The organism is Pseudomonas sp. H2_D02 (assembly GCF_054677635.1).
The window spans coordinates 3204613-3228832 of record NZ_CP162816.1 but is presented as its reverse complement, the minus strand read 5'-3'; the positions used below and the strand labels follow the sequence as shown (position 1 = coordinate 3228832).

At 57.9% G+C, this 24220-nt stretch carries 21 protein-coding genes and 1 pseudogene; 6 read left to right on the top strand and 16 right to left on the bottom strand.

Annotation, left to right across the window (positions count from 1 at the left end; all coding sequences use genetic code 11):
• Positions 1–28: 28 nt before the first annotated feature.
• The 4 genes from AB4N42_RS15060 to AB4N42_RS15045 all read right to left on the bottom strand — a co-directional run bounded on the left by AB4N42_RS15060 (position 29) and on the right by AB4N42_RS15045 (position 5124).
• On the bottom strand, positions 29–1681 hold the full coding sequence (locus AB4N42_RS15060; RefSeq protein WP_460114906.1) for an AMP-binding protein: 1653 nt from the start codon (positions 1679–1681) through the stop codon (positions 29–31).
• A complete protein-coding gene (locus tag AB4N42_RS15055; protein ID WP_407683081.1) occupies positions 1678–2424 on the bottom strand; it encodes a nitroreductase in 747 nt (248 codons plus the stop codon). The genes AB4N42_RS15060 and AB4N42_RS15055 overlap by 4 nt, the downstream gene beginning before the upstream one ends.
• A gap of 41 nt (positions 2425–2465) precedes the next feature.
• Positions 2466–3809: an MFS transporter gene (locus AB4N42_RS15050; protein WP_460114905.1), complete on the bottom strand. Its 1344-nt coding sequence runs from the start codon at positions 3807–3809 to the stop codon at positions 2466–2468.
• Between the two features lie 283 nt (positions 3810–4092).
• Entirely contained in the window at positions 4093–5124 is a 1032-nt protein-coding gene (locus AB4N42_RS15045; RefSeq protein ID WP_258647668.1) for an AraC family transcriptional regulator, read from the bottom strand.
• 289 nt (positions 5125–5413) lie between these two features.
• On the opposite strand from AB4N42_RS15045, the gene AB4N42_RS15040 reads away from it, so the two are divergent.
• The 4 genes from AB4N42_RS15040 (at position 5414) to AB4N42_RS15025 (ending at position 8774) form a co-directional block, all read left to right on the top strand.
• Positions 5414–5878: a MaoC/PaaZ C-terminal domain-containing protein gene (locus AB4N42_RS15040; RefSeq protein ID WP_030141778.1), complete on the top strand. Its 465-nt coding sequence runs from the start codon at positions 5414–5416 to the stop codon at positions 5876–5878.
• Between the two features lie 131 nt (positions 5879–6009).
• Positions 6010–6534 carry a transporter suffix domain-containing protein gene (locus tag AB4N42_RS15035; protein ID WP_030141779.1) on the top strand — a complete coding sequence of 175 codons (525 nt, stop codon included), beginning with the start codon at positions 6010–6012 and terminating at the stop codon, positions 6532–6534.
• A 70-nt stretch (positions 6535–6604) separates the two neighbouring features.
• A complete protein-coding gene (locus tag AB4N42_RS15030) occupies positions 6605–7735 on the top strand; it encodes an HlyD family secretion protein (RefSeq protein ID WP_323153895.1) in 1131 nt (376 codons plus the stop codon).
• Positions 7725–8774: a hypothetical protein gene (locus tag AB4N42_RS15025; RefSeq protein WP_460114904.1), complete on the top strand. Its 1050-nt coding sequence runs from the start codon at positions 7725–7727 to the stop codon at positions 8772–8774. Before AB4N42_RS15030 ends, AB4N42_RS15025 begins: the two co-directional genes overlap by 11 nt.
• Positions 8775–8939: 165 nt before the next feature.
• On the opposite strand, the gene AB4N42_RS15020 is transcribed toward AB4N42_RS15025, so the two are convergent.
• The 12 genes and pseudogenes from AB4N42_RS15020 to AB4N42_RS14965 form a co-directional block, all read right to left on the bottom strand.
• On the bottom strand, positions 8940–10121 hold the full coding sequence (locus tag AB4N42_RS15020) for a hypothetical protein (RefSeq protein ID WP_460114903.1): 1182 nt from the start codon (positions 10119–10121) through the stop codon (positions 8940–8942).
• A gap of 165 nt (positions 10122–10286) precedes the next feature.
• The gene (locus tag AB4N42_RS15015; RefSeq protein ID WP_460114902.1) at positions 10287–11525 is read right to left on the bottom strand and encodes a serine hydrolase domain-containing protein; all 1239 of its coding nucleotides are present in this window, start codon (positions 11523–11525) and stop codon (positions 10287–10289) included.
• Between the two features lie 6 nt (positions 11526–11531).
• Positions 11532–12488: an ABC transporter ATP-binding protein gene (locus AB4N42_RS15010; RefSeq protein ID WP_460114901.1), complete on the bottom strand. Its 957-nt coding sequence runs from the start codon at positions 12486–12488 to the stop codon at positions 11532–11534.
• Between the two features lie 24 nt (positions 12489–12512).
• The gene (locus AB4N42_RS15005; RefSeq protein ID WP_460114900.1) at positions 12513–13544 is read right to left on the bottom strand and encodes an ABC transporter ATP-binding protein; all 1032 of its coding nucleotides are present in this window, start codon (positions 13542–13544) and stop codon (positions 12513–12515) included.
• A complete protein-coding gene (locus AB4N42_RS15000; RefSeq protein ID WP_030141786.1) occupies positions 13544–14428 on the bottom strand; it encodes an ABC transporter permease in 885 nt (294 codons plus the stop codon). Before AB4N42_RS15000 ends, AB4N42_RS15005 begins: the two co-directional genes overlap by 1 nt.
• Positions 14425–15441: an ABC transporter permease gene (locus AB4N42_RS14995; protein ID WP_030141787.1), complete on the bottom strand. Its 1017-nt coding sequence runs from the start codon at positions 15439–15441 to the stop codon at positions 14425–14427. The genes AB4N42_RS15000 and AB4N42_RS14995 overlap by 4 nt, the downstream gene beginning before the upstream one ends.
• A 167-nt stretch (positions 15442–15608) precedes the next feature.
• Complete coding sequence (locus tag AB4N42_RS14990) at positions 15609–17153, bottom strand: ABC transporter substrate-binding protein (protein WP_431145211.1); 1545 nt, start codon at positions 17151–17153, stop codon at positions 15609–15611.
• Positions 17154–17371: 218 nt separating this feature from the next.
• Positions 17372–18199, bottom strand: a complete 828-nt coding sequence (locus AB4N42_RS14985; protein WP_030141789.1) for a helix-turn-helix domain-containing protein — start codon at positions 18197–18199, stop codon at positions 17372–17374.
• Positions 18200–18496: 297 nt separating this feature from the next.
• Positions 18497–20212 (bottom strand): alkaline phosphatase D family protein, encoded by a 1716-nt coding sequence (locus AB4N42_RS14980; protein WP_198795763.1) that lies wholly within the window; start codon positions 20210–20212, stop codon positions 18497–18499.
• Positions 20213–20335: 123 nt separating this feature from the next.
• A complete protein-coding gene (locus AB4N42_RS14975; RefSeq protein ID WP_460114899.1) occupies positions 20336–21502 on the bottom strand; it encodes an MFS transporter in 1167 nt (388 codons plus the stop codon).
• Between the two features lie 114 nt (positions 21503–21616).
• A pseudogene (dmeF, locus tag AB4N42_RS14970) lies at positions 21617–22536 on the bottom strand (CDF family Co(II)/Ni(II) efflux transporter DmeF).
• 20 nt (positions 22537–22556) lie between these two features.
• Positions 22557–22832, bottom strand: a complete 276-nt coding sequence (locus tag AB4N42_RS14965; RefSeq protein ID WP_030141796.1) for a metal/formaldehyde-sensitive transcriptional repressor — start codon at positions 22830–22832, stop codon at positions 22557–22559.
• 151 nt (positions 22833–22983) lie between these two features.
• On the opposite strand from AB4N42_RS14965, the gene AB4N42_RS14960 reads away from it, so the two are divergent.
• Together AB4N42_RS14960 and AB4N42_RS14955 are read left to right on the top strand one after the other, a co-directional pair.
• On the top strand, positions 22984–23340 hold the full coding sequence (locus AB4N42_RS14960) for a VOC family protein (RefSeq protein ID WP_198795760.1): 357 nt from the start codon (positions 22984–22986) through the stop codon (positions 23338–23340).
• 29 nt (positions 23341–23369) lie between these two features.
• Positions 23370–24179, top strand: coding sequence for an isocitrate lyase/PEP mutase family protein (locus AB4N42_RS14955; protein WP_431145206.1), 810 nt, complete (start codon positions 23370–23372; stop codon positions 24177–24179).
• Positions 24180–24220 lie beyond the last annotated feature (41 nt).

Sequence of the window (24220 nt, the reverse complement as noted above, 5' to 3'; positions counted from 1 at the left end):
ATTTGTATGTGATGGAAGCGACCACGACCTAGCCATTCGAAGCCAAACGGACAATGGCATCGCGACTGCCTGCCTGCTCTCGAAGTAAAAACTTCTGGATTTTTCCGGTTGCGGTTTTCGGCAACTCCATAAAGACCACTCTGCGCGGACATTTGAATCGGGCCAGACGCGCTTGGCAGAACTCCATTATTTCTGCTTCGGTGGGAGGCTCGACACCCGTTTTCAGCTCAACAAACGCGCACGGTACTTCCCCCCATTTGTCATCAGGCTGAGCGACCACCGCGGCATATAGAACAGCGGGGTGACCATGGATGGTCTCTTCGATCTCGACCGACGAGATGTTCTCCCCGCCGGAGATAATCACGTCTTTGCAACGGTCGGTAATTTGGACGTAGCCGTTGGGGTGAACGACGGCGACGTCCCCCGTATGAAACCAACCCCCTTCGAAAGCTTTTCGGGTTGCACTGCCATTCTTCAGATAGCCCATCATGACGGTATTGCCCCTGAGCAGTAGCTCACCCGTTGTCTGACCATCCTTTGCTACTGGCTGCATCGTATCGGCGTCAGCCACCATCAAGCCTTCGAAGGCGGCTGCACGAGCCCCTTGGCGCACTCGCATAGCGCCTTGCTCACCGACCGTCAGATCATCCCAGCCGTCTTGCCAGACGCAACTGATCGGCGTACCGGACACTTCAGTAATTCCATAGACGTGGTCAACATCGAAGCCTCGTGAAACCACCGCGTTGAGTACGCTGGCCGGAGGTGGGGAACCGGCGGTCAGCACTCGGACCGGAGTCTTGAGCACGCGGCGATCTTCGGCATTGGCAATCATCGCCATGACAATCGGCGCCGCACAGAAGTGATCGACACCGTGGTTATCGATCGCATCAAACACCGTCTCTGCGCACACTTTTCTCAGGCAGACGTGCGTACCGGCCGCAGCCGTGATCGCCCAGGTAAAACACCATCCGTTGGCGTGGAACATCGGCAATGTCCACAGGTAACGAGGCGCCCGCGTGAGCGGCCAGTTGGTCATCTGCAGCAGACTCATGAGGTAAGTGCCACGATGGCTCGCGACCACGCCCTTTGGATCACCGGTTGTACCGGAGGTGTAGTTGAGTGCTATCGGCTGCCACTCGTCATCCGGCCATACGCCTTCGAAATCAGGGTTGCCGCTGCGGATGAAGGTTTCGTAGTCAGTGTCCCCGACACTCGCGCAAAGTGGCGCCAGGTGATCATTGATATCAATCACCATCGGGCGATGCTCGAGGAGCGCTAGTGCGGCATCCGCCAGCGCAGCAAACTCTCGATCCACCAAGAGCAACTTGCATTCGCCATGACGCAGTATGAACGCCACACCTTCGGCATCCAGCCGGTAATTAACCGCATTGAGTACCGCGCCGCTGAGGGGGACCCCGAAATGCGCTTCGAGCATGGCAGGCGTGTTAGGAGACAGAATTGAAACGGTGTCCCCTGCTCCCAGGCCTTTTTCGCAAAGCGCCGAGGCCAGTCGATAGCAGCGTCCGCGGGTTTCTCGCCAGGTTCGTTGCAGTTCGCCATGCACCACCGCTACCCGATCCGGGTGCACAAGGGCTGCCCGATCCAGAAAACCAAGTGGCGTCAGGGGCAGATGGTTGGCCTTGCAGCGATCAAGCCCACTCTCATAAGCACCAGGCTTCATGATGTCGTTTCCTTATTATTGTGATGAAAAGTGCAGAACGCGCTCACCGGCTCCCGATCAGTGACCAAGGTGTTCTCGATACTGGTCTCGTTGGCGTATCCAAGGCTCATTCCGCAAACCAGCATTTGATCCGAAGGGATCGCAAGGACTTGCGAAATGACCTGGTGATATTTCAAAAAAGCGGCTTGTGGGCAGGTGTGCAGATTCCTCCCGCGCGCTGCCATCATTACGGCCTGCAAAAACATTCCGTAGTCAAGGAGGCTGCCCTCCTTCAACACCCGGTCCATGGTGAAAATCAGGCCGACGGGAGCGTCGAAGAACTGGTAATTGCGGCCGTGCTGCGCATGCATCCGCTGCTTGTCGCCCTTTGCAATGCCCAGCAGCCCATAGAGTTCCCAGCCGACTTGCCTTCTCCGATCCACATAGGGTGAAGTCCACTCGCGTGGGTAGTAGTCGTAGGCATCTTCAAGGTCGCTGCCCAGTGATGGGTCGTTGTCAATTTCCGCGATGGCGCATGAAAGATGAGTCTTTGCTTCTCCAGTGACGACATGCACGCGCCAAGGCTGCATGTTCACGCCCGTTGCGCAGAACCGAGCGATATCAAGGATCGCTTCAATGTCTTCGCGCGGTACGGGAGTGGGCAAGAAAGCCCGAATACTGCGCCGTGAAGCGATCGCCCAATCAACCGTTTGACCAAGCAGTTCAGGCGGTATGGGCGGTTTGGATAAGCGATTCATTTTCATGCATTCAATTCCACGGATTCAGCTACAGGCGGGTGCATCCCTCAGTTCGACAGGGCCGGGGATTTCCTGACTTGAGTAGAGTCGGCGCGCGACTGATTGATCAGGGTCACGGCGACAGCGCCGATGAGGCCGGCCAGGCTGATGGCCATGAAGTTTTTCTCAAGTGCAAGATTCAACGACACCAGCCAGCCAATCAGGACAGGGGCGACGATTGCGCCTATTCGTCCCACACCAGACGCGAAACCCACGCCGGTTGAACGAATCGATGACGGGTAGAAATCGCCGGCGTACGCATACGCCAGCAATTGAGTTCCCAGGGTCGATGCGCCGACGATGAACACCACTGGAAACAGCAACGAGGTTGAACGCGTATAACCCAACAGGGTGAGCGCAATCGCACCGATGGTGTAGAAGCAGACCAATACGTGCTTGATGTTCAGCTTGTCGCTCAACCACCCTCCGCCTATTGCGCCGGCAATGGCCCCCACGTTGAAAACAATCACAAAGTTCAGCGCAGAACCCAGGCTGAACCCCGCCATCGCCATCAGCTTGGTTAGCCACGAGTTAAGGGCGTAGACCATGAACAACCCCGTCATGAACGCAGCCCAGATCATTACCGTGCTAAAGCCCCGACCTTCCTTGAATAAATTACGAACGGGGGCTTCCTGTTTATCCAGTACGGTGGCGTTCCCGATCATCAGCGTGTTTTCGTCGATAACCAGAGCTGGGGCCAGTTTACGAGCGATCGCCCGTAATTCGTCCTGACGTCCGCTCTTGAGCAGGTAGCCGATGGATTCAGGTAGGGTCTTCAGGATCAGAGGGATCAGCAGCACGGGCAGCAACGCCACATAAAACACCCACTGCCATCCGTGACTCTCGATGAGTTGCTTACCCGTCAGGGCAACCAGAATTCCGCCCACGGAGTACCCGGCGAAAACCAGGGTGACCAGCCGAGTACGCAGTTTGAGCGGAGAAAATTCACCCATCTGAGCGGTGCAGATGGGCAGTACACCACCGATGCCAAGACCCGCGATAAAGCGAGCAACGCTGAAGCTGATCGGGTCACTGGTGAGGCCTGCCGCCGCCGTGAAAACACTGAACAACGCCACGCAGATGGCGATCATCCTGGGCCGCCCGATACGATCGGCCAGCGTGCCAAGAAAAATCGCGCCCAACATCGTTCCGAAGAGCGCAGAGCCTGCCATGACACCAGCGCTGGTTGGATCGATGTTCATGTCCTTCATGATCGCCGGGAGGGCTGCACCGACGACGGCGAGGTCATAGCCATCGATGATCAGGATAAGCACACACCAGAACAAGATGAGCCCATGGAAGCGGTTGAACTTCGACTCAACCGCGAGCGTATTGACGTTTACCGGCTGCATATCGCGTCTCCTTCGATCTTGTTTTTGTTTGTGAAGTGCGAAGATTTGCTGGCTCGCTTGATAGGCGATGCCAGGGCTACCTGCAGCGCATCGTAGGAGTTGCCTTTGCGGCGGCCTATGCCCGACGACATCGTTGTGCGTGACCGTTTTGGACACCCATGACTTGCCAAGCATGATCGGGCTGGTCCTGGTCCATTGAGGTTTGGGGGGATGAAGCGAGTGGCAGATCACAGCAGGTAATCTGGCGGGGAAGCAGTGCTTTTTATAACCGCAAGAAGGGCTTTTAACTCTCGCCCGATTCGTCAGCATTGGAGCGGCGGTAAGCGCCGGGACTCACCCCCGTCCACTTTTTGAATGCTCGATGAAACGCACTGCTTTCCTGGAAACCCGTGAGGGTAGCCACTTCAGTCACGGTCATATTCGGTTGGCAAAGCAGATTGATCGCCATGTCACGGCGCAGATTGTCTTTCAAACGCTGATAACTGACCCCATCGGCCTGGAGCCTTCGCTGGAGCGTCGAATAAGACATGCACAGCGTGTTCGCCATCTTGTCAAGTTCTGGCCATTCCTCCGGATCGAGGCCTCTCAATCTGAGGCGGATCTGGGCGCTAATACTGTCCTCGTTACGATATTTCACCAGCAGACTGGCAGGCGACTCTTTCAAGAATGCCGATAGGCTGGCTTTGTTTTGCGCGACCTTGAGGCTTAGAAAACTGCGTTCGAAACGAACCATCGTCACTGGCGCACCAAACTGAATGTCTTCACAGAAGCGCATCCGATAGTCGCTATCGTCGAGCGGTCGATTCGGCCTGAAGCAGAGCTCTTTTATGGGAATGCGTCTGTTACCCAGCCAGCAGAGCAGTCCATGGACCAGGATCAGCCATGTTCCATAGTGGAAGAGACGGCGCTCAATGCCTTTGTCATGGATAACGATGACGGCGCAGTCGCCATCAAAACTCAGCTCACCGTGAATATCGTCCAATACGAGACGCAGGAATTTAAGGATGCGTCGCAGCGCTTGCTCTAACGACTCGCAGTCAATCGAGGACTGGCACATCAATCGGAAGCTGCCCCGTCGCATGGGATGGCTATCGATTGCGAAAAACTCGTCGTCGAGCAGATCCGAGAGCGCGACCCACAGGCGAGAAAATGCAGCGGCCGAAACCCTCGCTTGAGGAGAAGTGAGGAGTACCGGGTCGATACGTGCCTGCTGCAATACGATGGAAGTGTCCAACTGGCGTCGCAATGCGCCCTCGAGGGCCTCATGCACCAGTCCAATTGAAGTCGTTCCCTTGTCCTGGATGAGCACGCCCATACCTCTCTGTCGGTGAGTGACTGCTGACCTGATGCTGACCTTCAAATCTCTTCGGCAGATCCTGCTTTATGCAACCCGGCGAGCCTGAGTTCTCTGTCTACGTTCCGATTTCCTGATATTACCTGTCAACCCAACCCTCCCCCAGGCTTGATGGCAGGCCTTGCTCGTTGTCCAAAACATTCAACCACGCTAAGGCTTTTGAGCATTGTCGAGGCCACTGACCACCGACACCATTGACTTAACAATCTTCGGTACGTTGAGTTCAACGCTACAGAATCCAGGGGCTACCGTGGCAGAGAAAGAGTTGTATTGGGAAGACCTCCCGGCGGGCAGTATTTGGACGGCCAAGCAATCTGCACCTATCACAACGCAAGAGATCATTGCCTTTGCCGCCGAGTACGATCCTCTCGATATTCATATCGATCCTGACCTTGCCCGTTCGAGTCCGCTTGGGGTGCATTGTGCCAGCGGGGTGCAAACCTTCGCTATCTCGCAGCGGTTGATGTGCGATGCCCTGTTGCTTCAAACAAATATCGTGGCGGGTGGCAAAATCGACGGTTTCAGGATGGTTGCTCCGGTAGTGCCCGGAGACACGCTCAAACTATCCGCTCGAGTCGTTCGATCATTTATCCACGCGTCAAACCATGAACGAGGTTGGGTCGTGTTTAAAGTCGATGTCACTACGAATGAGGGGAAAACAGTTCTCGTCTATGAGGTGACAGTATTGATAATGCGCGGGGGCGATCAAGTTTAAATATGACGAAGCGTTTTTGAGGGGCATTCACAGAAAGACCGCCACTACCGAATGCGTTGGCAATCCAGCTGCTAAGCTCATTCCTGCTCCAGACCATAACCAACAACAATTTCAAAGAAAGGGAAGGCAGCATGACCACGGCTCAGCCCCCGGCAACGTCAACGTCCGCGAAATGGCGCTTCAAGGCGGGCATCGCCATTCTTTGTCTAATGCTCGCGTTGTGGTTGTTGGTGCCGCTGGCAGCGGCTGCGGATGTGCCCCGCTCCACCATTGCGGCAATCACCGGCGCCCTGTTCATCATCAACAAGGTGCTGTTGCTGTTGGTCATCGCCGTGATGGGCAAGGCAGGTTTTCAAGAGCTCAAGCAGCATGTGTTCAGCTATGTGTCGGGACTTGTGCCGAGCGCGGAGCAGGAAGTCAGCGTCACCCGCCACCGTATTGGCCTGGTGATGTTCTGCTTGCCGTTGGTGTGCTCCTTTCTCGAACCCTATGTCGATACCTTGGCACCCGGTCTGCGCCCCAACAGCTGGGCATTGCAACTGCTTGGTGATGCGCTGCTGGTTGGCAGCTTCTTCGTGCTGGGTGGCAATTTCTGGGAGAAATTACGCGCGCTGTTCATTCGCACCGCACGGGTCGTTGCGACTGACCCGGCCTGAGCCAACGCCGGATCGCGTCTCCCTCGCGCTTTCTGTATTTCTTTAACGGCCATGACCTGCAGGTGCCGATATGCCCGAGACGCAGAATTCGCCCGTTTCCGTCGAGCCAGAACGCCAAGCTGAACCGCCTTCTGAAAAGCCTGCGCCAGGCAATCCGCTGCGACGCATTGCGCTAGGCGTCGCGGTGTTGACCGCCGTGCTGTTTACCCTCTCCATTTTCATGGAACGACGCACGCCCTCGACGTCACAGGCCGTGGTGCAAGCCTATGTGGTGGAAATGGCTGCCGAGGTAGGTGGCCGCGTGACAGAAATCGCGGTACTCGACAACGCCCGGGTGAAAGCCGGCCAGGTGCTGTTTCGTATCGACCCGCAACCCTACAAGCTTGTCGTCAGCGAGGCTGAAGCGCGGCTGGAGGAAACCGGCCAGGCATTGGGCGCCAGCACCGCCTCGGTGGATGCCGCCCAGGCCCAGCTGGTGTCGGCGCGCGCGCAGCGCGACAACATACGCGAGCAGGCCCGGCGGGTGAATCAAATGGTCGAGCGCGGTGTGTTCGCCCCCGCCCGCCAGGATGAAGCCAAAGCCTCGCTGGGTTCCGCCGAGGCGGCCGTGAGCAAAGCCCAAGCCGACCTGGAGCGGGCGCGCCAGCAACTAGGGCCCAAAGGCAACGACAACCCGCAATTCAAGCAAGCCTTGGCCGCGCTGGAAAAAGCCCGGCTGGATCTGGTGCGTACCGAAGTCATTGCACCCGCCGATGGCGTGATCACCCACCTCCAGCTCGCCGTTGGCCAAGTCGTCAGCGCTGGCCAACCGGCACTGACCTTTATCGACAGGACCACGGTATGGGTGTCTGCCGCCTTCAAGGAAAACAGTCTGGAACATGTGCAGGCCGACGATCCGGCGGAACTGGTGTTCGATGTATTGCCGGGGCGGGTATTCAAGGGTCGTGTTGAAAGCGTTGGCTGGGGTGTCGCACAGCAAGACAGCAGCAACGCCGCCCTACCCTCGGTGCGCAACGAGAGTGGTTGGGTGCGCGACCCGCAGCGCTTTCCGGTACGCCTGATAGTGGAGGAGCCCCACCCGATCGGCCCACGTTACGGCTCGCAAGTCACCGTGGTGATCTATACCGGTGACAACCCCATGACCAACGCTTTGGGGGCATTCATGACACGCCTGGGCGCCTGGCTGAACTATGTCTATTGATGGGCAAGCTGCGCCGCAACTGCTGCGGATCAAACGCCAGGGATTGCGCGTCGCCCTGGCCGTGACCGTGGGCTTGTGCACGGGACTGGTCCAAGGCGACATCCTGCCCTTTCTCGCACCCTTGTTCGCCATCCAGTTCCTCTTGGCCAGCCGCCGCGCGCTAACGTTATCCCAGGGATTGATAACGTTGTTGGTGAGTATGCTGACCGGCGCGCTGCTGGTGTGCATGACCGGCGTGCTCGGTGAGCGGCCGTGGATACTGTTACCGCTGCTGTGGCTGTTTTATTTCGCCTGCTTTACCGCGCAAGTCCGACAATTGGGCGGCGCGGGGCCCACATTGATGTTGGTGATTGCGATTGTGGTGCCGATGCTCGATACCGTGCAGCGTGATCTGGGCGAGTCCATCGTGCTCGTTCTGGTCAAGGCGGTCAGCCTGGGTTTGCTATTGACCTGGGGCGCCCATGCGCTAATGCCCGACCTTGCGAGTGAACAGGCCGACCAGCCACTCGCGCAGCCGCAGGAGTTGACGCTAGTGATTCGCCAGGCCATGACCAGCGCGGCGATTTTGCTGGCCATGGTTGCCCTGTGCCTGAGCGATCCACGATTGGCCACGGCGATGGTCGTCCCCATCACGGTGGCCTCGTTGCTCAGCCAATTCTCCTTGGACATGAGCAGCCGCAGCGCCCTCGGGCTGGTGGTCGTCAACCTGCTGGGTGGAGTGGTGGGTTCTCTGGCCTTTACGCTGTTCGAACTGCGACCAAGCCTATGGCTGGTGGCGCTGGTCCTGCTGCTGGTCAGCCTGCTGTTTGCCGGCAAAGCTGCCCTGGGCAACACCGCTGGCAAGGTATTCGGCGGAGGGCTCATGACGTTCCTGATTCTGTTCGGGCTCGGTGTATCACCGTTGCCGACAGAAACGCCCCAGCTGTTTTCCACCCGTATCGCGTACGTGCTGTTTGCGGTTGTCTATGCCATTGGCATGGCCGCGCTGTTGTGGCCGAGAGGGCGTGCAAGAGCTCGCCGTGCAGGCGTAGAGCGATAGGCTGATGAAGGTGCACCTCCCCGCCTAGCGACTGAGTGGGCTCGAAACACCCAACGCCGATTGGGGATTTCGCAAGCCAACTCGCTCCCGAAGTTTATGCGCTAAACCTGTGGGAACGAGCCTGCTCACGAACAAGACTTCAGGGCTGTTGCCCCATAATTCTAATCAGAAGTAGTAACCGATGTTCATGTACAGCTGGTTTTCCCACCGGTCACTCCCCCCAGCCCCCAGACTCTGGGTGAGGCTGCTGCCGCCGATGACCGGGTCATTCTTGCCGTACAGCCATTCCGTGGCGATCCACAGTTTGCTGAGGGAGAACGAGGTGCCGAGAATCATCCGTTGCGAGGTCTTGAAGTCGTCTGCGGATTTATCGAAGGCGCTGTAGTTGGCGTACAGCTGCACGCCGCTGATCTGGTCGAACAAGTACTTGCCGCCAACGTCGTAGCTCACATCCGCCACGTACAGGTTGCCGCGACTGGCCACGTTGTAGGTGGCGTCGTAACCGCCGAAAGTCACCAATTCATCGGTGCCGGGGTTGCGCGGGGACATCTGCTGTCGCGCGGCTTGCAGTTGCACGCCCCACGGGCCGTTTTTGCCAATGTAGTGCACCGCCACGGCATTGCGCCGGCCTTCGTTGTCGGTGTCGCGATTCTCCAGGGACGAGGTCAGGCCAGAAATGCCGACTTCGGACTTCCACGGCCCAAGCTCCAGCGCCTTCGCCACCCGCAGCACCACGGTGTTGCGTTCCTGGTTGTTGCTGCCGTCGATGACATAGCTGTCCGCTTCGGAGACGACGCTGGAGTAGGTTTCACCCTTGCTGGTGCCTTTGCCCTGCGAGGCCGGGCGAACGTAGTAACCGGCCTGGATATTCCAATCGCCGCTTTGCTGGATGTACTTGGCGCCCAATTCTTCCAGGTCTTCCAGACCCACGACATTGCCCAGGGTTTGATAGAACGTGCTGCCAAAGTATGGCTGCAAACCGAACGGCACTTGGTTCAGACCGACCTGGACTTGCTGGTCGGGGTTGAACTTGTAGCCAATCCAGGCCAATTCGGCGAACTGGACGTCTCCTACATTTTCTGTGTACTGGTAAGGATAGGCACGTCCGTAGAAACGGTACTTGGCCTGACCGATCCAAGTGTCGGAGTTGTACTTGGCGGAGAGGATCACGGTATCGAAGTTGAACTTCTGTATATCGCGATCCGGGTCATAGTCCCAACGCGCCCGGACGGCGCCGCCGAGATCGAGGTTATCGGTGACTTGGATCGCCTGCGCGTGGGTGGAAAGTGCGCCCAACAGCGCCAGCGGGATCAGTGAGCCCAAGGCCCGGGTGGTATTCAAGTTCATGGTCGCTCCATCTTTAAGTTTTATTTTTGGCAACAACCATCCCGGCCACGACAAAGCGTGGACTGGATGAAATAGGTATGGCCCGCCGGAACAGAGGTTGGAACAGCGTCCAGGTGCTAGCGGGCTAAGGGTGTTCGAGAAATCGCAGTCGTTTAAATTTCGGTGTCAGTTGCGTTGAATTTCTTCGACCACAGCCGCACAAGCGCGGAAGGTATCCAATGTCCACTCTGGATTGATGAAGTCCGGCCAACTGGACAGTTTTACGATCGTCACTTCAGAAGCCGGATCCCAAAAGATGCTTTGACCAAATACTCCGCGCGCCGAGTAGATCCCATGCTCACTGTCCAATACCCAGCACTTATTGCTATAGGCCGCGGTAGGAAAGTGCTTGGTGTAGTAGCCGTAGAGCACTTCAAAAGCGGGTGTGGAGCCACGTCCGCATGCACGTACAAATGTCTCCGGGACGATTTGCTGGCTGTTGTAATGTCCACCTTGCAAATACATTTGGGCAAATCGCCCGAGATCGCGCAGCGTGGCACTTATTCCCCCATCGGCCAATGCAGTTCCAACACGATCAAGGGTGATGTTCGCGTCTTGTTCTGCCCCCAGTCTTGACCAGATCTCCCGGCTCAACAACACGGGGAGCCGCTCGCCACAGGCCCGCTCGCAGACCCAGGCCAACATGTCGGTATCCACTGAGCGGTACTCAAAGAACTGGCCATGTTCACGATCTTTACCCAGCGACTTCAACAAGGCATAGATGCTGTCGGGTGAGTTTCGCTCGCCCCGTTCACGCCAACCCGAGGCGATATCCAACTGGATGAATTCGGCGTCCGGATCGGTGTAGTCCTCCCTGAATCTCACGCCCGTGCGCATATCCAGCAGATCCTGTACCCGGGCGTCGCCATAGCCGCTTGCTGAAAGCTCGGGCACATAGTGGCTGACACACGCTTGAGGATCGATCCTGCCCTGGCCGATCAACCGGCCGACCAGGCTGCCGATGATGGTCTTGGATACCGATTGCAACAGATGCAACGTGTGCGGCTGCATACCGTTGAAATACTGCTCCGACACCACCTTGCCTTGGTGAAGTACCAAAAAACCATCGGTGTAACTATCGGTCAGGAAGGTCGCCAGATCGGTTTGCCCGCCGTCGACCCGCTGGAAACGTACGTCATCCAGTGAGCGCTCGTTGCGCTTGAGTTCGCTGACCGGCCCGGGACCGCGATGAATAGCGGCCACTGGAAACAGCTGGCTCATGTGCTGGAACGACCAGCGGTTATAGGGCGGGCTGTCCCAGTTATGCAGGCCAATCTGCTTTTCCCGGGACGGCGGATAGCCCTGCATCAGCCTTAAATCCTGGTAGCCAATGCCTGGAGCGGTCATGTCGTTTTTATTGTACATAGGGGTTCAGCTCTCATCGTTCAGAGGGTGGTGGCAAGAAAAGCGGTGGCCGTGATCCTGGGTCTCGGCTGGCACCTCTCGGCGACAACGCTCGCTGGCCCGCGGGCAACGGGGCGCGAAGTGGCAGCCGGTAGGCCGGTTCAAAGGGCTGGGAATTTCTCCGCTCAGGATCTGCAACTGGTCACGGCGTTCCGGGTCGACGGAGGGCACCGAGTTGAGCAGCGCACGGGTGTAGGGATGACGCGGCCTACCGAACACCTGCTCCACAGGCCCGGCCTCGACGATGCGCCCCAAGTACATCACCAGCACCTGCTGCGCCAGGTACTCGACCGTCGCAAGGTCGTGACTGATGAACAGGTAGCTCAGGCCATTGTCGGTCTGCAGCGTCTTGAGCAATTGCAGCACTTGGGCCTGGACCGACACGTCGAGCGCCGCCGTAGGCTCATCGAGGATCAGCAGTCTTGACTCCAGCGCCAGGGCTCGGGCAATAGCGATACGCTGCAACTGGCCACCGGAGAATTCATGGGGATAGCGATCCATGTGCTCCTCGCCCATCCCCACGTTTCCCAAAAGCGAAAGAATGCGCGCGTGCAAGGCGCTGCCGCGCAAACCAAAGGCAACCTTCAGTGGTTCGGCAACAATCGCCTTGATGGTCATTTTCGGGTTCAGCGAGGCATAGGGGTTCTGGAACACCATGCTCAAGCTCTTGCCCCGAGCCCTGGCATCGGAGGGCAGCGGCCGACCTTCGACCAGGATTTGCCCACTGTCGGCTGGCAGCAGACCGAGCAAGGTCGCGGCCACCGTACTTTTGCCACAACCGGACTCTCCCACCAGAGCGACCGTCTCACCAACCTGCACCTCCAGGCTGATGTGGTCGATGGCGGTCACCAGGCCATCGCGGCTGGCGTAGGTCTTGTGCAACTGAGTGACGCTCAGCAGTGCGGGCTGTTGATTGTTGTTCATAGCCGTTTACCTTTCAAAGAAGCCTCACACCTTGACCAATGTGTTGTGGCAAGCCGCCCAGTGTTCCTCGCCGATTTCCACCCTCGGCGCAGCCTGGACGCAGCGCCCGGTAGCGCGTTCGCAGCGGGGGTTGAAGGCGCAGCCAGGCGGGGGAGCCGCCATGTTCGGCACCTGCCCCGGGATAAAGCCCAGGGGTTGGGAGCCCTGCCCCAGCTTTGGCACGGTGCCCATCAATTTCAGCGTGTAGGGATGCGCGGGTCGCTTGAACACCTGATCCACCCGACCGCTCTCCACCACTTCGCCGGCATACATCACCGCCACCCGGTCACAGAGCGAAGCCACCACGCCAAGGTTGTGGGTGATAAACAGAATCGCCAGGTCCTGCTCTCGCGCCAGCTTGCGCAGCAGGGCGATGATCTGCGCCTGCACGGTGACGTCCAGCGCCGTGGTCGGCTCATCGGCAATCAGCAGTTTCGGCCGACAGGCCAGCGCCATGGCAATCACCACTCGCTGCAACTGGCCGCCAGACATCTGGTGCGGATACTTGCCTAACGCAAGAGTGGGATCGGGCATGCTCACCGCTTCCAGCGAGCTCAGCGCCTCGGCGCGAATCTGTGCCTTGCTCAGTTGCCGATGGCAGCCGATGACATCGAACATCTGCCGCCCGACCGTGAAGAACGGGTTGAGCGCCTTCATCGGATTCTGGAAGATCATTGCCGCGCCACCGCCACGCAAAACCGCCAGCTGCGACGCGGACGCGCCATTGACCTGCTGTCCGGCGACTTTGACACTGCCTCCCAGCCGAGCGGCCTCAGGCATTAATCCGAGGCAGGACATGGCCGTCATCGACTTGCCCGAGCCCGACTCCCCCACCAACCCAAGGATCTCGCCGCGCCTTACCTTGAGATCGATGCCGCGTACGGCCTTTACGGTCTTGAACAAACCAGGGAAGGACACCGTCAGTCCTTCCACTTCCAGCACCAGGTCCTGAGCTGCCTCGTTGTTCGAAGCAGCGAGAGGCCCGAGCGTAGAAGTTTTCAAGGATTCGTTGATCATCAGCGCGTCCCCTTCTTTGGATCGAGCACATCGCGCAGTCCGTCACCCACCAGGTTGACGGCCAGCACCAGGACAAAAATCGCGACGCCGGGAAACAGCACCGTCCAGGGATTTTCGAGCAACTGTGAGCGCGACGCCGCGGCCATCAACCCCCATTCGACCATGGGCGGCTTGGCGCCCAGCCCGATAAAGCTCAGCGAGGCAGCGGCAAGTATGGTGTAACCAAAGTCCATGGAGCCCTGCACGATCACAGGGGTGGTGGCATTGGGCAGGACATGGCGAAGCAAGATACGGCAGTGACTGACGCCCATGGCGCGGGCGGCTTGGATATAGGTTTCCGAGCGAACCCGTACTACCGCACCACGCATGATTCTCGCGTACCAGGGAAACCAGGAGACGGCAAGCGCCAGCATGGCGTTGGCCAATCCCGATCCCAGCGCAGCGGTGATAGCGATCGGCAACAACAGCGGCGGAAAGGCCAGGAACACGTCTGAGACACGCATCAGCAGCGTATCGATTCGACCACCGAAGTAGCCGGAAACAAGCCCGATCGGAATCCCGATCAGCATCGCAATCAGCGTCACGCTTATTCCAATGATCAGCGAGGTGCGTGCGCCATAAAGCACCCGTGAAAGAATGTCGCGACCAAACTCGTCGGTGCCCATCCAGTGTGCCCAGTTGGGCGCCAGCAACTTCTGGGAAAAAACAATCTTGTTAGGCTCATAGGGCGCAAGCCAGGGGGCGAAGATGGCTGCCAGGATGATCAACAGCAATAACAGCGCGCCGAAAACAAACAACTTGTTATCGCAGGCAAACGCAAGGACCTTGATGCGCCATGACGGGGCTCGCGAGGGCATGGACAGGGACACGTCTTGGATACTCATTGGACTCGCAACCTCGGATCAACAAGGTGATACAAGAGATCAACAATCAGGTTGATCGACAGATAGGTCGTGGCCAGCACCAAGGTGGCGCCCATCACGGCGGGGAAATCATTCTGGGCAATCGAAAACACCACGAAGCCGCCCAGGCCGGGCCAATCGAAAACGAACTCGACGACTACCGCACCACCGAGCAGATAACCGAAGGTCAGGCCCACCACGGTCAGGAGCGGGATCATTGTCGCCTTCAGGGCATAGGCGTAGTGAATACGCCACTTGGGTACGCCGTAAGAAACGGCCGTGCGGATGTACTCCTCGGAGAGCACCTCCACCATCATGTTGCGAGTGATCCGAGTGACGGTGGCCAAGGTCACGACGACCAGAGTGAGCACGGGCAGCGTCAGGTGTTTGATGGCGCTCCACAGTGCTACGAAATTACCGGCCAGCAGCGTGTCGACCAGGTAAAAACCAGTCACACGCTCAAACGGACTATCGAGAAGAATGGAAGCATCGATACGTCCTTGCAGGGGCAGCCAGTTGAGCTTGCCGTAGAACAGCAACTGCAAACCCATGGCCAGGATGAAAACGGGAAATGCCGTCCCGGCGATGGACCCCGCCCGCGCCACATTATCGATCGCTGAGTTCTGCCGCGCCGCAGAGACGACACCGATCGGCACCCCGAGCACCACCACCCAGAACATCGCCAGGAACGTCAGTTCAAACGTCGCGCCAACCCGCCTGACCACCTCCTCCACCACCGGCCGCCCGGTGCGCAAACTGGTGCCAAAATCACCCTGGAGAAGATTGCCGATGTAATTGAAGTATTGGATCGGCAGAGGTTTATCCAACCCGAGTTTTTCCCGCGCGACGGCAATTTGCTCCGCCGTGGGGTGATTTCCCAGCATCATCTCTACCGGAGAACCGGGAAGAGCTCGGCTCAGCACGAAGGTGATAGTCAACACGCCCAACAGAATGAAGAGCATGACTATCAATCGCTGGGCTATATACTTCGCCATTTAAACTACCTTTTGTGGCTAATAAACTTGGCCGTGACTTCTTACGCCCAGCATAAAGCCCTCAAGGCGAATCAACGCTTGAGGAATGACCGGGCGAATCAACCGACTATCGGATGTCAGGGCAAATCAGGCCTACCTCTACAACTTCATCGCAAACAGCTCGGCATTCAGCGATTCAAGTTGTAATAGAGAATGGCCTCATAGGCCGGATTAAGGCTTTTTTCCATACCCTTGATGTCTTTGCGGGAGACACGTATCTGCTGCACGTCGGCGTACCAGATCGCAGGAGCGTCCTTGGCCAGTAGCTGCTGGGCCTGGACGTACTTTTCAGAGGATTTTGTCCTGTCACTGCCTTCCAGCGCCGCCGCCTCTTCGATCAACTGATCAAAACTTGGGTTGCTGTAATGAGACAGATTGAACAGCGTTGTCTTTTCGGTATGAAACTCACTGAAAAGCCAGTCGCTGGGCGTCGGATACGTCGGCCACCAAGCCATGGACTGCAAGTTGGGAGCGGTGTCCAGCTTCTTCGCCTTATCCCAGATCACCCCCCACTCGCCGGGGCGTAACTCTACTTCTACCCCAACCTGAGACGCCGTCGCCTGGAACAGTTCAGCCGCGTTTGCATAGACGCCACCGATGTACTGCATCGAGACTTTCCAGTCCTGCTTGGGTACACCGGAGGCTTCCAACAATTGTCGGGCTTTATCCAGATCGTAAGAAGCCATGGGCACGCTGGCATGCCCCCAGATACTGCTGGGCAAGGGCCCCTTGGGGACACTGCCGTAGCCGTGCAGAATATCGTTGGTGACACCTTCATAATCCCAGAGGTATTGCAGCGCCTGACGGAATGCCAGGTTATCCGTAGGGTACTTCTGGGTATTGATCAAGAATTGGAAGTTCTTCCACGAAGGCGCGGTGCTCACCTTGATGGCGGGGTTCTCTCCCAACACCTTGAGCTGATCAAGCGGGATATCCCAGGCGACACCGGCCTCGCCATTCTTGATCATCTGGGTACGGGTAGAAGCTTCGGACACGACTTTCACGATGACCCGATCGAACTGCCCTTCTTTCCAGCCGCCCCAGTAACCCTCGAAACGTTCGAGCACCACTTGCTGGCCCTGTTCGACCTGCCCAAGCTTATAAGGACCGGTGCCGATGGCATTGGGGGCCATCATCCAGTCGTGCCCTTTATCCACCGCCGCCGGGGCAATGATGTAGGCAGCGTATTGACCTGCTGCGATCAGATTGGCCGGAGTGGGACTCTGAAACTTGAGCACTACCGTGTCGTCAGCGACGACCTCCACGGAATCCAAGGCCTTCCATACATACGCGGCGCCTTGTTTTAGCGCTTTGACGTAATCAATGGACTTCTTGACCGCAGCGGCATTGAACGCCGAACCGTCATGAAATTTGACCCCATGCCGCAGTTTGAAAGTCCAAGTCTTGCCGTTGTCGCTGCTTTCCCAGGACGTGGCGAGCCCGGGGGAAAACTCCTCGGCGCTGCCTGGCGCGTTATAGACCAGAAGTGTCTCGTAGATATTGCCCAGCACCCGAACCTCTTCGGAAAAAGCCGAGGCTGGATCCCAATCCTTGAAAGAGGCTCGATCAGCGACTACCAAGGTATTGTTTGCCGCACACACCAAGCCACTGGTCAACGGCGCAGAAACGGAGAGCGCCATCAACCCTGCCATCAAGGTTCTTTTGAAGTTCATCGGTGTTCCTCTTATTTTTATGATGGGCGCAGCGGGCCACTTGCACGAACAGACAATCATCCGACCGGAATAAACGACGTGATTGGTCGTCGCGAGACTGCCTGAGCGGTGTGGCCCATTATTGATCTGCCGTACCGTCAGCTCAATTTCGCGAACGCTAAGAAAAAAAGCCCGGTGACGCTTGAAAGCGTCACCTAGCGTCTGTTTTTAAGGCGGGGTTAGAACAAGGGGGGAACAAGGTTGAACTCACCCTCGGATGGGCGGATCAGCAGCCGCGCCCTGACTTCGCTGGGAATCTCAGGGGCATCAATCGGGAAGCAACTGCAACTGGACAGCGCGTTACGCAGGTCGATCGACTCGCCAAGGTACTCAAACACAATCTGCGCACCGAAAGGACGTCGAAAATTGTCGCCCGACACGCCAAGCACCAAGCCATTGAGAAAGCGGAAGCGACTGCGGTAGGAAGGGTAAAGCGCTGACCAGATATAGCCCCGGGAGGATAGGTATTCGCGCTCGACGATGTAAATCAGGTCCGATGATGCAAAGCAGAACCCCCGATATTTATTGATGCCGAAACTCTTCAGTTGGTCATCACCCAACCTCACTCGCTCGTACGTTTTACTCAGGATTTTGTTGCCAGAACGAGTCAAGCGGGTAATCGACTTGATCACCTCCCCTGAACCGGAGGGCGACATCAAATAGACGAAGTAGTAACCCTGGTACTTCGACAGCTCCTGCGCGGAGCTTGGAAAAAAATCGGTGGGTACAGCACTGTCCGGCTCTCGCGACGTGCGCTGCCGGTTGAGCAAAGCGCGGAAGGAATCGTGCTCGGAGAATATCTCATCCTCATCGACCCCGAAAAAGGCGCATATCTTGCGAAGGGTGAACAGTGAGGGAGTCGCCTGCGCCCCCAGGTATTTGTTGAACTGCTGGCGGTTGATATCGAGGGAGCGGCACACCATCGCCACCGATTTGTAGTACCCGCAGAGAAGACGCAAGTTTTGACTGAAATCTTGCATCGACTGGGGTGAATTGGAACTCGCCATTAAAAATATTCCTAACGCCACTATTGAACACGCTGGACTTATCGTCTCTTTGGATCACGGTCAGAAATCTGCAGCGCCAACCCGTGACCGACGTGCGCATTAAGCCCGACCATAGCGCCTGGGTGGGGGAATATTCAACAAGGACACATCATGCATTCGTTGGCCGTGCGTGCTCTCCCGCTGGGCGGCCGTTCAAACATCCAGCACTCGAGTTTCGTTGATCCGTTCATAAACGCCGGGGGATGCCCGGCGGTCATGGCGCAGCATCGCAACCACTCGGTCACGATGTACGCCGCATCACCAAGGCGCCAGCTTCAATCTCTCCGGCATCTTGCGTATCTGACCGTCCCCATGGCTTCGTGCAATCGGCTCTCCATCCCCGTCGAAGGCTTGCACGGCCAGTTCCGCCGCCACCGGGTCCACGTCGATCCGGCAGAAGTTGTCATCCTGGGAGAAACCCCACGCCCTGTAGTGCAAGGTGCCCTGGGCCGGACTGATGGCGAAGCCATCCTGGGTATTCGCAGCGCGTGAATCGTGGACGTAGCCAGCGGGGTCGCCATCGGCAAAAGCAAACGGCCAATAAAATGCGGAGGAGACTATGGAGTAAGCCTTGAGCGCCGCGGCAGGGCCCGAGAATTCCAGTTGCGCCACGCTGGAGCAATGGATGTCACCGGAGAGGAAAATCACGTTCTGCACGTTTCCGTCTACCATCGTCTGCAGAATCCGCCGACGCGTGTTGGGAAAACACGGCCACGAATCATCCTTCTCCTTGTGCTCGTCGCTGAGCAAGGTATCCACGCCGTTTGGCAGGAAGACGCTGGACGTCACGATGAACTTCGGCACGTTGCCGCGGGTTTGCTGCATGTGCATCAGCCACGCGCATACCCGGTCCAGTTGGCTCGGCTCGTTGGGATCAAGCGAGGGCCGGCCCAGCAGGTGATTGTCGGCCAACCCCGGCAGGTCGGCGAGAAAACGCTGGGTGCGGGTGTCGAGGACAAAGAATGGGTAGCCGGCGCAAACGAAGTCGTAGAACAGGTTCAGCGTGCGCATCCGCTTGAGCGAGGCTGGCGCCCCGTACGCCGGATCATTGACGTAGCTGTCGGTGAAACGCGGGCCGTGGCTCCACTGGTAACTCATGTAGGCACCAATGGCCAGGTTGAAGAGTATCCGTTTGCTGTTGCTCTGGTGCAGGCGATCCTGTGACCAGTTGTCCTCGATTTCGTGGTCATCCAGGATCATGTAGGTTGGCACGCGACTCAGCAGCTTGCGCATGTTCCGCGACCCGAACGCAATATGGTAGCGCTCCTGGAACTCTTCGTAGGTATCCGCCAGGCCGATGGGCACCATGCGATTGAACATGTCCGCATAGACCTGATCCCCGGCCATGAGTGACAGGTTGACCGGCCTTGCCTCATGCTGCTGGAGCATGGGGCGAAAGATGCGGTCGGCTTCCTTGCGCTTCCATAGCAAACCTGGATATCGGCACGAGCCCAGCAGGAAACTGAGTGGGGATGCGGCTTGTCCTGGCGCCGTCTGTGTGGTGAACGTAGCCTCGGCAAACGCTTCACCCAAACCATTTTCGAGATTCAACTTGTCCGCCCACACGGACGCGTCTGGGAGCTTGGACGCAATTTCCTCGCTGGTTACATTGCTGTCATTGGGATAAGCGTCATCCTGATTCAGCGACGCCATGCGCACGGTGTAGGTGGTGGCGGGATCGAGCGTGTAAGGCTGCAGTTTCTTTTCCTCCGCCGCATTTTTCCAGAGGGACTTGTCTACACCGAGATTCAAAGTGCCGGTACGGTCGTATTCGCGGGGCAAGCGAAAATAGAAGATATCCCCCGGCTTTACCTTGCCGTTTTTTCCTACGACACCGAGTACACCAATGGAGCGGACCTCTTCATCCAGTTCTTTTCGATCGAGACAATCCGAGGCGGCAATCCACAACCGGCACGAACGATGGGTCGTGTGTCCCACGATGGGACCGAGTGCGGGCGCGCGAAGCGTAGTCATGCAGAGGCATCCTTGAGTTCAGCCGTTACACGCTAGTTGACTTTCCGTGGCACCGCTATATAGCGCTGGCGTCTAAAAAGAAATAACGCATCCGATTGAAATAGCGTTACTGCAGAATTCTGGCTACCGAACCTGAACTTTCTTTTTTATTACCCATAGCCCCAGAAAAGTCAGCACGGCAAAGCCGGCTCCCATCACGAAAGTAGCCTGGTAACCCACCGAGTCCCACAGAACACCCGCAGTGACGCTTGCCACCAGCAAGGTCAACCCAGTCAACAGATTGAACATGCCAAATGCCGTGCCACGCAGCTCAATAGGCGCGCAATCGGCGATCAAGGCAGCGAATATTCCCTGGGTAAACCCCATGTGCAGTCCCCATAGAACCACTCCTGCAGCCAGGCCGGTGATGCCCGGAACGAATGCCAGTGTCAGGTCGGCGATGATCAGCAATATCAGCCCTGTGCCGAGCACCGACAGGCGGTTGATACGATCAGACAGTGCGCCAGCTGGATAGGCTGACAGCAAGTACGCCACGGCCATCAAGACCAGCACTGCAGGTGCCCACATCGGCGCCAGTCCAACGGCGTGGCCTCGCAGGATCAGGAAGGCTTCGCTGAAGCGTGCCAGGGTGAACACCGCAGCTACACCCACCACCCACCAATAGCCGGCGCCCAGTCGTGCCAACTCCCGTCGACTCAAGGGCATACGCACCCGTTGCGCTCCTGGCGCCTGTGCGGGCTCATGGACAAACAGAAGCAACACCGCGACGGCAAGGAAGGCCGGGATGACGGCCACCCAAAAAACCGTCTGGAAGTGGTTCGCCGTCAGCCACATCAAGCCAATCGCAAGCAGCGGCCCCAGGAACGCACCCACGGTATCCAGCGTCTGGCGCAGGCCGAAAGCTGCCCCTCTTATCGCTGGCGGAGTGATGTCGGCGACTAATGCATCACGCGGGGCACCGCGGATCCCTTTGCCAATACGATCGATAAAGCGGGCACCGGTCAGCCAGTCCAGCGAGCCTGCCAAAGGAAAGATCGGTTTCGACAGCGCCCCCAATCCGTAACCCAGCGCCGCAAGCAGTTTGCGCTTGCCCAATCGATCACTGAGAGCCCCGGAGAATACCTTGGTGATCGAGGCTGTAGCCTCGGCGATTCCTTCGATGAGACCCACCGCCAGGACGGAGGTACCCAGCACTGTGATCATGTAGAGCGGCAATAAGGCATGGATCATCTCCGAGGAAATATCCATCAACATCGAGACGAAGCCCAGTGCCCAGATACCGCCTGGCATGGTGCGCCAGGCATTGCCGGTCGAAGCCTTGCGGATTGGCGCAGTCGTTGGAACACCGCCCGGCCTGTCAGTGGTTTTCATCATGAGCCTCGGAAAACGCCTTGGAGCGTTGGGTCAGACGGGACGATATTCGACGGTCAGATGGCTGACTTCGTGAACCGGCTTGAGACGTTCACGAATGCTATCGGCGTCCACCGTGTTGTCACCCATTACGCTGACAATGGCCGCATGGGCTTGCGGTCCAATCTGCCACACGTGCAAGTCCGTAATGGTGGCATCCCCATTCTTCTCCACCAGCTCGCGGATTTCCTCGGCAATGTGGGCATCTGTCTGGTCCAGCAATACAGCCGCGGTGACGCCCATCAACGACCATGCCCAACGCGCGATAACGAGGGCGCCGACGATCCCAATGACCGGGTCCAGCCACACCCAACCGAGATAGCGGCCGGCGAGCAGTGCAACGATGGCCAGCACCGACGTCAGCGCGTCTGCGATGACATGGAAATAGGCCGATTTCAGATTATTGTCGTGCCCGTGGTGGTGATGGTCATGATCACTGTGATCGTGCCCATGGCTATGTCCGTGGCCCAGCAGCAGTGCGCTGATAATGTTGACGATCAAACCGACAATCGCAATGAGCGTCGCAGAGCCGAACTGGACGTCTGTTGGCTGCAAGAGACGCATGACAGACTCAACGCCAATCCCCAGGGAGACCATGCCGAGTATCAACGCCGAGGCAAACCCGCCCAAGTCGCCAACCTTCCCGGTACCAAAACTGTATCGCTGACTGGACGCGTGGCGTTTTGCATATCCGTAAGCGGCGGCCGTGATGCCCAATGCGCATCGGCATGGGTTGCCATATGAAAACCATCGGCCAATAAGGCCATCGACCCTGTGATATAGCCGGCGATTATTTCGCCAATCATCATCACGACGGTCAGTGCCACGACCCAAAGCGTACGCTTGGCGTTTTCGTCGTGCGCCGAGCCAAGGAACATGTGGTGGTGGGTGTAGTTGAGGTGGGAGCCGCTCATGGGGGTGTACCTGGATGCGTTCACTTGGAATAACGGCGAATGGCTTCGAGCAGCTCTTCGACGCCTTTGTTGCGCTGCGCTTCGCTGAGCGCAGGGTTAGCGACATGCTCCCGTGCGTGGTCTTCGATGATTTCTTCCATCAGACCGTTGAGGGCGCCACGAGTGGCGGCCACGAGGTGAAGTGTCTTGGCGCAATCGAGATCCGACTCCAAGGCCCGCTCAACGGCCTGGATCTGTCCGGCGATACGTTTCACGCGCTTGAGAAGATCGTCTTTGTTTGCTGCGATATGACCCATTGGATACCTCTGCTATGCGTTGCGCACGATAGGTATACCCCCTACCCCTATTCGCCGACAAGCTAAAAGCGCCTTAACAGGCCCCAATGCGCGAACAGTGCAAGCGCTTACGTTACACTCGCCACCCTAAGCATCGGCCAGGGAGGCAAGCATGAGCGTTCGCGGCAAAGACCGACAAATCGACAATATCGAGCTTAATGTAGGCGACATCGCCCGTAGCAAAGCCTTCTACGGCAGCGCATTCGGTTGGACCTTCGTCGACTATGGCCCCACCTACACTGAATTCACTGACGGCCGCCTCACCGGTGGTTTCACTACAGGCGAGCCCGTTCGACCGGGTGGGCCTTTAATCATTTTGTACGCCGACAACCTCGCTGAAACACAACGGCGGCTCATAGCCCTGGGCGCTGTTTTAACCCGGGAGGTATTTTCTTTCCCGGGTGGCAGCAGGTTCCACTTCACGGATCCAGATGGCTATGAACTGGCCGTGTGGACAGAGCAGCAATAAAACAAACCCTTCAAAGGAGTTGAATTGCCATGGCCCCACTGGATAACGCTTTTCACAGCCTCCACCAGAATGGACTGTTGGTTCTGGCCAATGTGGCCGACGCGGGTGGTGCGCGTATGGTCGAACGCCTGGGTGGCAAGGCCGTAGCCACCAGCAGCGCGGCCATGGCCTGGTCCCACGGGTATCAGGATGGCAACAAGCTGCCTCTTGACCTGCTGAGTACCACCGTCAAATCGATGGCCAGGGTGCTCAGCGTACCGCTCACAGTGGATATCGAAGGCGGCTACTCGGATGATCTGAAGCAGGTCGGCCAGGTGATCAATGCCGTCATTGCCGCCGGAGCGGTCGGGATCAATATCGAAGACGGCCTGGGCTCGCCAGAGCTGCTAGTTCGCAAGGTTGACGTGGCGAGGACGGTGGCAGACCGGGCGGGCGTCAAGCTGTTCGTCAACGTACGGACCGACGTTTACCTCAAGAACCTTTTCCCCGCCGAACAGCGCCTGGAAGAACTACTGAAACGCGCCGCGCTGTATGCCGCCGCCGGGGCAGATGGTCTGTTTGCCGCCGGCGTGATCGATGCGGACGAAATCGCCACCGTCTGCCAGGAAACCAGGCTGCCAGTGAACCTGCTGTCACGGGACGGGTTGCCCTCCCCCGACGAACTGAAGCGCCTGGGTGTCCGACGGCTCAGCGCAGGTTCCAGCATCGCCGAATTTTTGCATGGCGCCATGGGCGCGTTGGTCAGCAGCTTCCTCGACAACGGCCAACTCGACACCCTCGCCTTGAAAGCCCATACATACGGCGAATTGAACGCGTTGATGGCGGCGAAAACCGAGTGATGCCGAGGCCCCGAGCGGGGCCGAACACCATTGATGCCTTG

Bases quoted from the DNA above. Each gene is read 5' to 3' on its own strand.
- AB4N42_RS15060 (WP_460114906.1), bottom strand. From the start codon at position 1,681: ATGAAGCCTGGTGCTTATGAGAGTGGGCTTGATCGCTGCAAGGCCAAC.
- AB4N42_RS15055 (WP_407683081.1), bottom strand. From the start codon at position 2,424: ATGAAAATGAATCGCTTATCCAAACCGCCCATACCGCCTGAACTGCTT.
- AB4N42_RS15050 (WP_460114905.1), bottom strand. From the start codon at position 3,809: ATGCAGCCGGTAAACGTCAATACGCTCGCGGTTGAGTCGAAGTTCAAC.
- AB4N42_RS15045 (WP_258647668.1), bottom strand. From the start codon at position 5,124: ATGGGCGTGCTCATCCAGGACAAGGGAACGACTTCAATTGGACTGGTG.
- AB4N42_RS15035 (WP_030141779.1), top strand. From the start codon at position 6,010: ATGACCACGGCTCAGCCCCCGGCAACGTCAACGTCCGCGAAATGGCGC.
- AB4N42_RS15030 (WP_323153895.1), top strand. From the start codon at position 6,605: ATGCCCGAGACGCAGAATTCGCCCGTTTCCGTCGAGCCAGAACGCCAA.
- AB4N42_RS15025 (WP_460114904.1), top strand. From the start codon at position 7,725: ATGTCTATTGATGGGCAAGCTGCGCCGCAACTGCTGCGGATCAAACGC.
- AB4N42_RS15020 (WP_460114903.1), bottom strand. From the start codon at position 10,121: ATGAACTTGAATACCACCCGGGCCTTGGGCTCACTGATCCCGCTGGCG.
- AB4N42_RS15015 (WP_460114902.1), bottom strand. From the start codon at position 11,525: ATGTACAATAAAAACGACATGACCGCTCCAGGCATTGGCTACCAGGAT.
- AB4N42_RS15010 (WP_460114901.1), bottom strand. From the start codon at position 12,488: ATGAACAACAATCAACAGCCCGCACTGCTGAGCGTCACTCAGTTGCAC.
- AB4N42_RS15005 (WP_460114900.1), bottom strand. From the start codon at position 13,544: ATGATCAACGAATCCTTGAAAACTTCTACGCTCGGGCCTCTCGCTGCT.
- AB4N42_RS15000 (WP_030141786.1), bottom strand. From the start codon at position 14,428: ATGAGTATCCAAGACGTGTCCCTGTCCATGCCCTCGCGAGCCCCGTCA.
- AB4N42_RS14995 (WP_030141787.1), bottom strand. From the start codon at position 15,441: ATGGCGAAGTATATAGCCCAGCGATTGATAGTCATGCTCTTCATTCTG.
- AB4N42_RS14990 (WP_431145211.1), bottom strand. From the start codon at position 17,153: ATGAACTTCAAAAGAACCTTGATGGCAGGGTTGATGGCGCTCTCCGTT.
- AB4N42_RS14985 (WP_030141789.1), bottom strand. From the start codon at position 18,199: ATGGCGAGTTCCAATTCACCCCAGTCGATGCAAGATTTCAGTCAAAAC.
- AB4N42_RS14980 (WP_198795763.1), bottom strand. From the start codon at position 20,212: ATGACTACGCTTCGCGCGCCCGCACTCGGTCCCATCGTGGGACACACG.
- AB4N42_RS14975 (WP_460114899.1), bottom strand. From the start codon at position 21,502: ATGCCAGGCGGTATCTGGGCACTGGGCTTCGTCTCGATGTTGATGGAT.
- AB4N42_RS14965 (WP_030141796.1), bottom strand. From the start codon at position 22,832: ATGGGTCATATCGCAGCAAACAAAGACGATCTTCTCAAGCGCGTGAAA.
- AB4N42_RS14960 (WP_198795760.1), top strand. From the start codon at position 22,984: ATGAGCGTTCGCGGCAAAGACCGACAAATCGACAATATCGAGCTTAAT.
- AB4N42_RS14955 (WP_431145206.1), top strand. From the start codon at position 23,370: ATGGCCCCACTGGATAACGCTTTTCACAGCCTCCACCAGAATGGACTG.